The organism is Pareuzebyella sediminis (assembly GCF_008367235.1).
GTDB lineage: Bacteria > Bacteroidota > Bacteroidia > Flavobacteriales > Flavobacteriaceae > Pareuzebyella > Pareuzebyella sediminis.
The window spans coordinates 255,661-267,383 of record NZ_VTZS01000001.1 but is presented as its reverse complement, the minus strand read 5'-3'; the positions used below and the strand labels follow the sequence as shown (position 1 = coordinate 267,383).

At 43.0% G+C, this 11,723-nt stretch carries 8 protein-coding genes; 2 read left to right on the top strand and 6 right to left on the bottom strand.

Annotated elements, in window-relative coordinates:
• Positions 1–12: 12 nt before the first annotated feature.
• Positions 13–1,287: an MFS transporter gene (locus F2B13_RS01090; RefSeq protein WP_149277056.1), complete on the top strand. Its 1,275-nt coding sequence runs from the start codon at positions 13–15 to the stop codon at positions 1,285–1,287.
• Positions 1,250–2,854: a glycoside hydrolase family 3 protein gene (locus tag F2B13_RS01085; protein ID WP_232623056.1), complete on the top strand. Its 1,605-nt coding sequence runs from the start codon at positions 1,250–1,252 to the stop codon at positions 2,852–2,854. The genes F2B13_RS01090 and F2B13_RS01085 overlap by 38 nt, the downstream gene beginning before the upstream one ends.
• Positions 2,855–2,909: 55 nt before the next feature.
• On the opposite strand, the gene F2B13_RS01080 is transcribed toward F2B13_RS01085, so the two are convergent.
• The 6 genes from F2B13_RS01080 to F2B13_RS01055 form a co-directional block, all read right to left on the bottom strand.
• Positions 2,910–4,547 (bottom strand): sulfatase family protein, encoded by a 1,638-nt coding sequence (locus F2B13_RS01080; protein WP_149302811.1) that lies wholly within the window; start codon positions 4,545–4,547, stop codon positions 2,910–2,912.
• A gap of 113 nt (positions 4,548–4,660) precedes the next feature.
• Positions 4,661–5,479 (bottom strand): sugar phosphate isomerase/epimerase family protein, encoded by an 819-nt coding sequence (locus tag F2B13_RS01075; protein WP_149302809.1) that lies wholly within the window; start codon positions 5,477–5,479, stop codon positions 4,661–4,663.
• Between the two features lie 46 nt (positions 5,480–5,525).
• A complete protein-coding gene (locus F2B13_RS01070) occupies positions 5,526–6,245 on the bottom strand; it encodes a gluconate 2-dehydrogenase subunit 3 family protein (protein WP_149277053.1) in 720 nt (239 codons plus the stop codon).
• A 5-nt stretch (positions 6,246–6,250) separates the two neighbouring features.
• Positions 6,251–7,972, bottom strand: a complete 1,722-nt coding sequence (locus F2B13_RS01065) for a GMC family oxidoreductase (protein ID WP_149277052.1) — start codon at positions 7,970–7,972, stop codon at positions 6,251–6,253.
• A gap of 96 nt (positions 7,973–8,068) precedes the next feature.
• Positions 8,069–10,186, bottom strand: a complete 2,118-nt coding sequence (locus F2B13_RS01060; protein WP_149302807.1) for a thioredoxin domain-containing protein — start codon at positions 10,184–10,186, stop codon at positions 8,069–8,071.
• A gap of 73 nt (positions 10,187–10,259) precedes the next feature.
• Positions 10,260–11,645, bottom strand: a complete 1,386-nt coding sequence (locus F2B13_RS01055; protein ID WP_149277050.1) for a sialate O-acetylesterase — start codon at positions 11,643–11,645, stop codon at positions 10,260–10,262.
• Positions 11,646–11,723 lie beyond the last annotated feature (78 nt).

Here is an 11,723-nt window from a genome sequence, read left to right as displayed (position 1 = left end):
AAACGGAACAACATGGTTCAAAAAGATAAACGTGCGTGGGCGTGGGTCCCCATTTTATATTTTACCCAAGGCCTACCCTACGTGTTGGTAGTTACTGTTTCTGTGATTATGTATAAAAAGCTTGGTGTAAGCAATGAGGATATCGGGTTATACACGAGCGTCTTATACTTACCGTGGGTACTGAAACCTCTATGGAGTCCGTTCGTGGACCTGAAAAGCACAAAGCGCAAATGGTTTTTGGTTATGCAACTCATTATTGCCCTTGCCTTAATGGGTGTTGGCTTATCGTTACCCACGAATATGTTTTTTACCGCTACCCTAGCCTGCTTTTGGATGGCGGCCTTTGCATCGGCAACGAACGATATCGCCTCGGATGGCTATTATATGTTGGGGCTGAGTGAAAAAAAACAATCTTTTTTCGTTGGTATGAGGAGCACTTTTTATCGACTTGCCATGGTTACGGGAGAGGGGTTGATCGTCATCATGGCCGGATTTCTTGAAAGCAAATACGGAGACAATACCAAGGCATGGAGTATCACTATGATAACGGCCTCTGTGTTGATGCTAGTACTCACCGTATCCAATCTTTTGGTCACTCCAAAATATGAATCATCAACGGCTATCGACTTGGAAAAGCCGAAAGGTTTTCTTGAAGTTTTCACCTCCTTTTTCAAAAAGCCTGGAATCGGTATTGCATTAGCATTCATTCTTACGTACCGCCTCGGTGAATCGCAATTGGTCAAAATGACCGCCCCCTTTTTATTGGACACCCCCGAAAAAGGAGGTCTTGGGTATTCTACAGAACAGTTGGGTACAATTTTTGGGACAGCAGGGGTAATTTTTCTTTCCTTGGGAGGTATATTAGGGGGTATTCTCATCTCTCGAGATGGCTTAAAAAAATGGATGTTGCCCATGGTGTTGTCCCTCAACGTGCCCAATGTGCTTTATGCATTGCTAGCCATAACCCATACGACAAACCTTTATGCGGTCAGCGCAACGGTGATTTTTGAAAAATTCGGCTATGGATTCGGATTTGCCGCTTTCTTAATGTATCTCATTTATATAGCGGAAGGGAAGTCAAAGACTTCACATTATGCCATCGCTACAGGTTTTATGGCTTTGGGAATGATGTTGCCTGGTATGATCAGCGGCTATATGCAACAGTGGCTAGGCTATGGAGGATTTTTTGTTTGGGTAGTCGTAGCCGCCCTCCCAGCGCTATTTCTACTGCGTTTAATAACGTATCCAGATGATTTCGGAAAGAAAAAAGACACCATCGATGCATAATGTACCACCTTACGAGAAAGTAAAGAACCAATTGAGTCTTCGTGAAAAGATAGGACAGCTTTTTATGCCTGCTGCTTTTATTAATGACTCCGAAGAGGATATCAAGGTTCTCGAAAGAAAAATAAGCACTCATAACCTAGGAGGAATCTGTTTTTTTCATAGCCGTGCTAGTGCCGCTACCAACTTTGAGGGTAAAAAAGAAGTACTACATAACGCCAATAGCTACGATCGACTTTGCGGGCTCATCGAACGGTACCAAAAAATAGCCAAATACCCTTTGCTAATTGCTATTGATGCCGAATGGGGTTTAGCCATGCGTATCGAGAACGCCCCCCAATATCCCTATAACATAACTCTCGGTGCCCTAAGCGATCATGACTCAGATTTGATTGAGCAGGTTGGAAAGCAAATTGCAAAAGATTGTAAAGTAGCCGGAATCCACTGGAATTTTGCTCCGTGTGTGGACATCAATAGCAATCCGAACAACCCCGTTATCGGCTATCGTTCCTTTGGGTCGGACAAAAATAGGGTAACCCAAAAATCATGGGCATTTTTACAAGGAACCCAAAAGGAAGGGATATTAACAACTATTAAGCATTTTCCCGGTCATGGTGATACCGCTATCGATTCCCACCTGGGGCTCCCCCAAATCGAAAAATCCCTTGATGACTTGCTAGCCAACGAGCTTTATCCTTTTCGAAAATTGATCGATAAGGGTGTCGATTCGGTGATGGTAGGACATCTTTCGGTTCCTGCATTATCAGAAGGTGAAAGAATATCATCAAGTGTTTCAAAAAAAATCATTAAAGGTGTTCTGCGCGAGAAACTGGGTTTTACCGGGGTGGTTGTTTCAGATGCTTTGAACATGCACGCAGTTTCAAAAGACTATGAGAAAAAGGGTGATCTTGAATGGCTGGCGTTTGATGCCGGAAACGATATGCTCTGTTTCGCGGAACACATCGAGGAAGGAATCGAAACTATTTTGAAAAGGGCCACTGAACATCAGGTCGAAGAAAGTTTCGAGCGTATATGGAAGTTGAAGGAAAAGGTGAAATCATCAAAAAAATCGAAAGATAGCGCACTCACCGATCCCTTGCCGCTCAACCAAAAAATAGCCCAAGGAAGTTTAACTCTCTTCAAAGGCGACAAATCGCAGATATCGGAATTCTTTGTTTCGGATTTTATTGGACTATCTATTTCAAGAAGACCCGACAACCCTTTTTTTGATGAGATCAGAGCGCATAAGGCATTTGAATCCGTAGTGCCTTCAGAAGTAATGGCCTATAAAAACAAGAACGTTCTTTTGTCACTCTTCCCTCCCGAAGTGAAACCTAACCATGATTTCGGAATTTCGGAAGAAGAATTTGAACTGATCAATAACTTACTCCGCTACAAGAATGTGGTCCTATATCTCTTCGGAAACCCCTATTTGTTAAATAAATTAGACTGGAAAAGTGCCTCTTCCGTAGTACTGGCCTATCAAGATTTTAGAACGTTTCAAGAAACAGCCGCGGCTCATTTTATTGGCCAATATGAGGCACAAGGACAACTTTCCGTAAATTTTTAGAACTTTTTTTCGATCTTGATTTCGACGAGAATTATCGAAATTCATAGCCTTGCCATTATTCCACGCTGAAGATTAACGTTTCGCTATCGGCATAACCTATCCGCTCGGCTTTTGCCTCAAAGGGTCGGTCATTGGGCAGCGGTTCGGAATAAATACTCCAAATCGAATCTTTGGGGGACTTCCAAACGATGGTAGCATCCGGTTTCGGGGCAGACAATAGTATTTTTCCATCGGTCTCCTCCATCTCTATGGAAGCCAGTTGAGGAGGTTCTCCGTTTGGCACCCAGCGTGCGATAAGATCACTTTCATCAATACGTCCTAAATCATTGGTTTCTTTTATCCAGTCGTTCAAAACAGTTCGGAAATGTTTTAAAGTGTCTTGAAATTCTTCCCTTTGAGCCAGATTATCCAGTTCAAATGGGTCTTTTTCCAAATCGTAAAGTTCTTCTTCAGGCTTCGTAGGACTAAGCCATGACGCCTGTTCATCATTTAATTTACCTTCTTTATAAAGGCTTCGAAGCTCTTGCATCATAGGCATCTGTTCTCGATAGGCTACCGGTAGTGCATGGCTCAAATCTGTATTGTAACTCTTAATGTATTTAAAACGCTTATTTCGCACTGCGCGCAATCGATCATAAATCGCATCAAAACGGTCTGAGGTATGAAATGTGTATTCAGGCTTGTTCCTCCCCTCAAATTTTCCGAATTGGGCTACGCCTTGCATAACTTTAGGAGGTTCGATACCGGCCATTGAAAGCACCGTAGGCGCATAATCGATAAAGCTGATCAACCGATCATCGCGGCTTCCGGAATTTTTATTGTTTGGAAACTTGATTATCAGCGGCACTTTCACGCCAGTGTCGTAGAGCGCTCTTTTGTGACGCGGAAAAGGGCCTCCATGGTCCCCGTAAAAAAATATGATACTATTTTCGTAAAGCCCGTCCTCTTTCAGGTCAGCAATGACCTCTCCGATCTGGTCATCCAATCGCTTAAGATTGCTATAATTGACAGCCAAATCGTGTCGAACAACTGGAGTATCAGGGAAATAAGGCGGAACTGGTACCGCATCGGGCGCTACGTAAAGGGAATCTTTGCTGCGCTTCCAAATTTGTGACTCGTGACAGACCGCAAAATTGAACACTGTAAAGAAAGGTTGGTCATTATGGCGTTTTCTCCAATGGCGTTCCGCGCTACTTTCATTCCATGCAGCGTCTGTCTTCTCGAAATTATAGTCCTCTTTAGGTCCATTGGCCGTGTAATACCCAATCTTACGGAGGTATTCTGGAAACATTTTCACTCCTTTAGGCACTATAGGGGAATAGCTAGGTATGCCAAGACTCGGGTAAGGGCTTTCGCCATCACCTCGCCAAGGGGCATAGGTACGCATATTGTGCGTTCCCAAAGTTGTGGGGTACATTCCTGTAATTAGTGAACTGCGTGCAGGAGCACAGACGGGAACGGGGGCAACGGCGTTGTCGAAAACGACACCGTCAGCGGCTAACCGCTCCAAATTCGGCAATGCTATGGTCTGATTACCATACATCGGAAAAAACTGTGGCGACTGATCTTCAGCGACCAACCAAATGATATTGGGTCTCGTTTGTTCGGTAACTGTCTCTTGAGGTTTCTTATTTCTATCGCAACCAACAAAGAGCGTAATAGCAAAAACATTTAGATAATATAGAAATTTCATGGGTCTAAGAATTGATGGCATTATAAAAATAGACATTTTAGTATCCTAAAGACAAAAGCCCCCTATTTGAAATCTTGGGGGCAATTTGCAAGCTTAAATTCCGAAAAGTCCTGTTATTCCAGTTCTTTTAAATATTCTAAACTCTTTGGCACCTGTTCAACGACCCTTGAGGACTCATCTTCTATAAACATATATTCGATACCGAGTTTCTTGGCTTCGGCTACGGTACCTGCAATATCAACTTGCCCTTGACCCAATATTACGTTGGTCTCCACATCTTCTTCGCCGGTATTATTCCCTTTTATTCCTTTTTCCATATCCTTCAGATGCATAAGGGTAAACTTCGATGGATATTTTTTCATTAGAGCCAAAGGATCGGCACCTCCATGGTGTGCCCAAAATACATCCAGTTCAAAAGTGAAATGTTTCGCGTTCTCGGCCATATAATCGAATAAGGTGCCATTTTTATAAGGGCGGAACTCGTATCCGTGCGCATGATAAGCCAAGATTAATCCATTCTTTTTTAAAAGCTTGCCCGCCTTATTAAAAACCTCGGTGGCATGTTTGGTCTCTGCCAAATCCCATTTATTACCATCATGGGGTACCCATGCACACATGACATACTTAGCGCCAAAAGCCTTGGCATTTTCGATTACCCTTTGAGGGTTCTCTTCCAAATCTTCGAAACTAGCTCCTACGCTGACTACATCGAGATTGTTCTTTTTCAATAAGTCTTGAAACGTATCCATAGAAAGCCCATACGTGCCACCCCCCTCTATTTTAGTTATTCCCCAATCCTTGATAATTTCCAATGTTCCTTGAACATCTGTCTTGAACTGGTTCCTTAAACTATAGAGTTGCAACCCTACCTCTTGCGCCACCAAAGGAACCGATAGCCAGATTACACCTAGAAATAACACTAATTTTCTCATTGTTATACTTTTACCTCACCTCATAAAAAGATTGCTACTTTTTCTGTTAGGTCAATAAATTACCATCATCGTCCCATTCCGCAATTACGTTCCGCTTGCTTTGATCAACACACTTAGCAATCCAGGCCGGGTCGTATGATACCCCGTGTTGGTCTAAAACATCTTGGGGAACACCATCCCAAACATTTGGGCTATTTCCCTTATACCCCAAATCGGCAATACCCACCTTAGAGGTATAATACCCTGTCATCGTGAGACCCCTCATCAAATAAAAGAATTGAATTTCCAAGGGTTGATCATCTAATGGCACATCGATATCGTGATAGCAAATCGTATCGAGGATTTCTTTTTGCTGCGCTAGACTGGCCGACTTGAATTCCGTTTCGAACTCGGTATTACTCTTATGGTCCAACCACATAAGCCCCCCTCTAAGAACCGGTTGCATGGATGGAATATCTTTAGCGATGAACTCGATAAACTCAGGCACTTCCGCTTCTATAGGCCCACCATGTGGATCCTTTGGAGGCAGTATGACCGTACTGAGTACGGCAATGGTTTCTAAATCATGTTCGCTGAATAATTGTTCAGCTCGCAACTTTTGAACTCTTTCCAACTCTTCGGGGGTTCTACCCCAATAATCGGTATCTTCAGAAGTTAGAATTTCTTCATTTACTTTCGTTTCCTCCTCCGGTTTGCAACCATGAAAGGCCAAGGCCGATGCGCCGGCACCTAGAATCATGGTCTGTATACTTTTTCTTCTGTCCATGGTGCTTAAATATTTTGTTGTTTCAACTGTTCGATAATATAATCTGATGCCCTCCACGACAAGGCCAAGATGGTCCAAGTACAGTTCTTGTCAGCCTGTGAAGTAAATGGGCCTGCATCTACAATAAATACGTTGTCTACATCGTGCAGTTGATTGAATTTATTGGTAACCGATGTTTTTGGGTCGTCGCCCATGCGTGTAGTACCCACTTCGTGAATAATATCACCGGGGGCATGAAGACCATAATCGCGATCTTTTCCGGGCTTATTGCCCAGATATTCTCCTCCCATATTGTGAATAAGCTCCTCAAAAGTATCCTGCATATGCTTGGCCTGCTTTATTTCAAATTCGGAATGCTTGTAATTGAACTTTAGAATTGGAATACCGAACTCATCGACTTTTGTCGGGTCGATTTCGCAGAAATTGTCCTTTCGCGCAATACTCTCTCCCCTTCCGCCAAAGCCTATCACCGAACCATAGTATTTTTTAACGTCATCTCGAAGCTGGTCTCCGTAGCCTCCCACTTTCAAGCCAAAAAACTTATTAAAGTCATTCGGGTTCATAGCAAACCCGTAATTCGGATTACCCATACCTCCCCAAACCTCTATATGATAACCTCTTGGGAAATCAAGTTTAGAATTGTCGCCCCACCATGGTGAATAGACGTGCATACCCCCAACACCGTCTTCGTTGTAGGACACGTTACGATTCATCAGACCTGGGATGAATCCTGCTGCACTGGCACCTGTAGAGTCATGAAGGTACTTGCCCACCACGTCGCTACTATTGCCAAGACCATTGGGATGTTGCTTGCTTTTTGAGTTCAACAGAATACGGGCCGAGCTACATGCAGAAGCCGCCAAGACCACTACTTTACCCCTCAACTTGTACTCTTTTCTATCGTCTTTACTGATGTATGATACCCCAGTAGCTTTTCCTTCTTCATTTGTGGTCACTTCGCGAACCATGCAATTCACAAAGAGTTTTACCTTGCCCCCACTTTTTTGGGCCGGAAATATTAAACAGCTTCCAGAAGAAAAGTCGGCATATACCTGACAAGAGCGTGAACATTGGCCACAATAGAAGCAAACCCCCCTATCTTCATTAATTTTTTTGGTCAACATCGAAAGCCTCCCTGGAATGACGGGAATTCCACTTTTTTTGGCTCCATTAATGTAAAAAAGCTCATGAAGCCTAGGTTTAGGAGGAGGAAGAAAAAATCCATCGGGATCATTAGGAAGCCCTTCATTGGTTCCAAAAACACCAATTAATTTGTCTACCTTGTCGTAATAAGGCTTTACGTCATCATAGCTAATGGGCCAATTTTCCCCAAGGCCATCAATATCTTTATGTTTGAAGTCATCTGGTCCGAAGCGCAGGGATATGCGCCCCCAATGGTTTGTTCTTCCACCTAACATTCGCGAACGAAACCAGCGAAACTCGGTTCCTTCCTCCACGGTATAGGGCTCTCCTTCGATTTCCCAGCCTCCCCAGGCCATATCCCATCCGCCAAAAGGGCGGGTGGTTCCAGCACCTCTATTGGGCGCCTCATAAGCCCATTTCAACTGGGTCATGGTTTTGGGATCTTTTGGGTCAAAAAACGGACCCGCTTCTACCACCGCTACATTAAGCCCTGCATCGGCAAGTTGTTTGGTGGCCATACCCCCACCGGCACCTGAACCCACAATTATTACATCATAGACTTCGGAAGACTCCTTTATTTGCATAGTATACATTTAATGAATTACAGGGCATAAGTTACATTTTTCCCTGCATAACAAAAAGTAAAATTTATCCTTGATATAAAGGTTCGATGGTTAGTACTAAAAATTTTGCAGTTGCCGCATAGCTTCTTCCACCGTTCGTACTGGAAGTTTGCATGTAGTATTTTGACACACATACACATAGGTGGCATCATCATCATAACGATCTTCGAACAAGGGCAAATTACTTTCCGTCTCCGTTCCTACAACCAGGGTATTTGGTAAATGTTTTTGATGCAAATCTTTGACGAAGGGGAATGCATTGTTACCGACTACCGCAACCTCAAAAAACGGATAGGCTATGTTTAAATATAGTGCGTTCCACTTCGAATAACTAGCAGGCGCCTCGATAGTCGAAGGCACCATCGCCGAAAGCATTTGCTTCGACTTTTTAAGATAGTCCATATTGTATTCAATATGCCCCAATCGGAAGAGGTTATGCGCCATAACGGCATTTGGGGAAGGCAAAACGCCATCATCGGTCTTTATAATTTTCGCAATCAATTCAGAGGCAGCATTATACCGATACATCCCCGAAGCCTCATCTTCAAACTTGGAAGCTACGTTTCTGACCATTTCTTGTGCAAATTCAAGGTATTGACCGTCCAATGTTACTTCATATAGGGCTAGGGAGGCCTCAGCCAAAAAGGCATAATCTTCCACAAAACCTTCTTTATGCACGCTTCCTTTTTTATAGGTATGAACCAGCAGCCCATTTTTAAAGGACGTGGTTTTCAAGAATTGGTAAATACCCTGGGCCATATCTAAATGCCTTTGCTGACCGAAAGCCTTGTAGGCATCCACAAGGCCCGTAATCAAAAGGGCGTTCCATGAGGTAATTATTTTATCGTCTGTGCTCGGGCGCACCCTTTTGTCCCTTGCATTCAATAATTTTTTATGCCATCGGTTCTTGGCAGCATCGAAATCGGAATAACTTATAGCTTGCGCATCCAAAAAAGATTTTATATCCGTCTCAAGTCGAAGTACATGATTTCCCTCTTCCCATATACTATTAGGGCCAATATTGTAGTAGATGGCAAAAAGGTCGTAGTCATCGCCCAGTACCGATTTAAGTTCACTTTCCTTCCAAACGTAGAATTTACCTTCCTCCCCATCACTATCCGCATCAAGAGCAGCATAATAACCTCCTTCGGGGTTTTTCATTTCACGTTCCAAAAATGCGATGGTCTCCCAAACTACATTCTTGTATTCAACACTTTTAAATACACTATAGGCCTTCGAATATAGGCTAAGTGCTTGTGCATTATCATAAAGCATTTTTTCAAAGTGGGGAATTTTCCAATCTGCATCCGTACTATACCGGTAAAATCCGCCGCCTAGCTGGTCATAAACACCACCCATCTCAATTTTATCAAGCGTTGTCTTCACATGGCCCATGGCACGATTATCGCCCTCTAGAACCGCATAATCGATCAAGAAACTTAAGTTTGAAGGTATCATGAATTTTTGAACGCCCTTGTCACCCCCTCTTTCCAAATCCCAATTCCCCTTCCAATTGGCAACACTCTCTTTCAGGTTCTGTTGAGTAAGTACACCTATATCTGCAGCTGGAGCAATAGCATTCGCCTCAGCAATACCGCCAGCTACCATGTCCGAATATTCGGCCGCTTTTTGGGCATCGTTTTTATAGAGATCGTTTATTTTGTTCAACACCCCTATCCATTGCTCCTTGGTATGGTATGTTCCTCCATAAAGCGGTTTTCCGTTTGGCAGTGTAATTACGTTTAAGGGCCACCCTGAATTGCTTTCGGTAAGTTGTGCAAAAGTCTGGTAAATTTGATCAATATCAGGACGCTCTTCGCGATCTACTTTAATATTGATAAAGTTTTCATTCATCAACTTTGCAACCGCTTCATCTTCGAACGTCTCTTCTTCCATCACATGGCACCAATGACATGATGAGTATCCAATACTAATCAACACCAATTTGTGCTGCGCTTCGGCGTCTTCTAGAGCCTTCGAACTCCAAGGCTTCCAGTTTACCGGATTGTGGGCATGCTGTAATAAATACGGACTTGTTTCATTGACAAGTTCGTTGGTAAACTTGTGGGCTTCTTGCTGAAGGTTTGATTTCTTATCCTCTTTGCAAGCCAAAAATAAAATGGCAAATACCACTATGGCACATCCTCTGAGCCACTCATAAAACGAAAAATTCATAGCAATTTTGTTGTACAACAAAAATACAATTTTATTGAGCTTTACCATTTTTAGAATTGGATGTCTTGATCACTTACTCGCTAATAAAGCTTGAGGCGGGAAGATCAGCAGCATTGAACAGGTTTGGTTCGGCAATATTGCTCCAACCAAAACGTACTCTTTTAGGTTCTTTAACTTCTCGGGAAGATAGAATAACTTCATCGTTTTTGATCCGTGCCTTTGCGGGATAGAATTGCCCGTCATCTCCCGCAATTTCAAAATGTGTGGGCGTCTTTCCTAAAGCCTTTAAACCTTTGGCATGGTCAAAAATTACTCTAATCTTTTTACCTTCTACTCGAAATTCTTTGAACAATGGCCCATAAACCTCTCCCTCATACACCTTATAGTGTTCCTTCAATGCCAAATTTGCCAACCTAAGACCAACATCCTGTTTATTCGGGGGGTGTATGTCATTGATCGTGGCAATATCGCTTACCACAACCATTCCTGAATTAGGAATAACCTCTAAAGCCTTTCTTTGCGTATCTCGTAGATAGGCACCAGTCTCTGGTATCTCATACTTGTAGGGAGCGATTTGCACATAATAAAATGGAAAACTATACCCCCAAGCATTCCGCCAAGAAGCTACCATTTGAGAGAACAACTTTTCGTATTTTTCATAGCGCCCCACATTTGATTCTCCTTGGTACCAAATTGTTCCTGCTATTTTCAAGGGGGTTAACGGGTGAACCATCGCGTTGTAAAGATAAGAAGGCGTAACAGGGCTCCATGGAGTACTCTCGAGGGCTTTGGCAGATGCTTCCAAATCCTCTTGTTCATCAAAAACAGAGGTTGGCGTCCAAACTTCGGCCGGAGAACCTCCCCATGCATTATCGATAAGACCTATGGGAATATCAAGTTCGCCTTGTAACCTTCTGGCGAAAAAATAGGCAATGGCACTAAAATCTTTCATGGTCTCCGGTGTACACTCTTCCCAATTTCCCGGCAAATCTTCCTGAGGAAATTCAGAGGTACGCCTTTCTACTGTAAACAACCTAATATTCGGATAATTTGCCTTCGCTATTTCTTCTTCTGCATTGTCTATACCTGCATTGGTAGTAGCCGACCACTGCATATTTGATTGCCCGGAACAGAGCCAAACTTCACCGATCAAAATATTGTTGAGCGTTACTTCATTGTCATTACCCTTAAATTTAATGAAGAACGGGCCTCCTGCATTTGGGGTTTTCACAGTTACCTCCCATTTGGCGGTAATGGCCGTTTTAACAGTATAGGTTTTATTGTCCCAACCAGTAACCACACTGATTTCCTCTCCTGTATTGGCCCAGCCCCATAACATGACCATATCATTGCGCTGTAAGACCATATTATCCGACAAGATATTCGGTAAAGTAATGTTGGCAAAAAGCGTTTGCCCGGCCATTAAAACAAAAAAAGCAAAAAATGAGAACCTTTTCATACGGATAGGTATTTTGAATGAAAAGTAAATATAAGGAATAAGTATCTCACTAAACTAGGGATTTATGCCCTTGTCGAA

What these genes read in the sequence shown, in the direction of transcription:
- F2B13_RS01090 (WP_149277056.1), top strand. Translation starts at nt 13, where the DNA reads ATGGTTCAAAAAGATAAACGTGCGTGGGCGTGGGTCCCCATTTTATAT.
- F2B13_RS01085 (WP_232623056.1), top strand. Translation starts at nt 1,250, where the DNA reads ATGATTTCGGAAAGAAAAAAGACACCATCGATGCATAATGTACCACCT.
- F2B13_RS01080 (WP_149302811.1), bottom strand. Translation starts at nt 4,547, where the DNA reads ATGAAATTTCTATATTATCTAAATGTTTTTGCTATTACGCTCTTTGTT.
- F2B13_RS01075 (WP_149302809.1), bottom strand. Translation starts at nt 5,479, where the DNA reads ATGAGAAAATTAGTGTTATTTCTAGGTGTAATCTGGCTATCGGTTCCT.
- F2B13_RS01070 (WP_149277053.1), bottom strand. Translation starts at nt 6,245, where the DNA reads ATGGACAGAAGAAAAAGTATACAGACCATGATTCTAGGTGCCGGCGCA.
- F2B13_RS01065 (WP_149277052.1), bottom strand. Translation starts at nt 7,972, where the DNA reads ATGCAAATAAAGGAGTCTTCCGAAGTCTATGATGTAATAATTGTGGGT.
- F2B13_RS01060 (WP_149302807.1), bottom strand. Translation starts at nt 10,186, where the DNA reads ATGAATTTTTCGTTTTATGAGTGGCTCAGAGGATGTGCCATAGTGGTA.
- F2B13_RS01055 (WP_149277050.1), bottom strand. Translation starts at nt 11,645, where the DNA reads ATGAAAAGGTTCTCATTTTTTGCTTTTTTTGTTTTAATGGCCGGGCAA.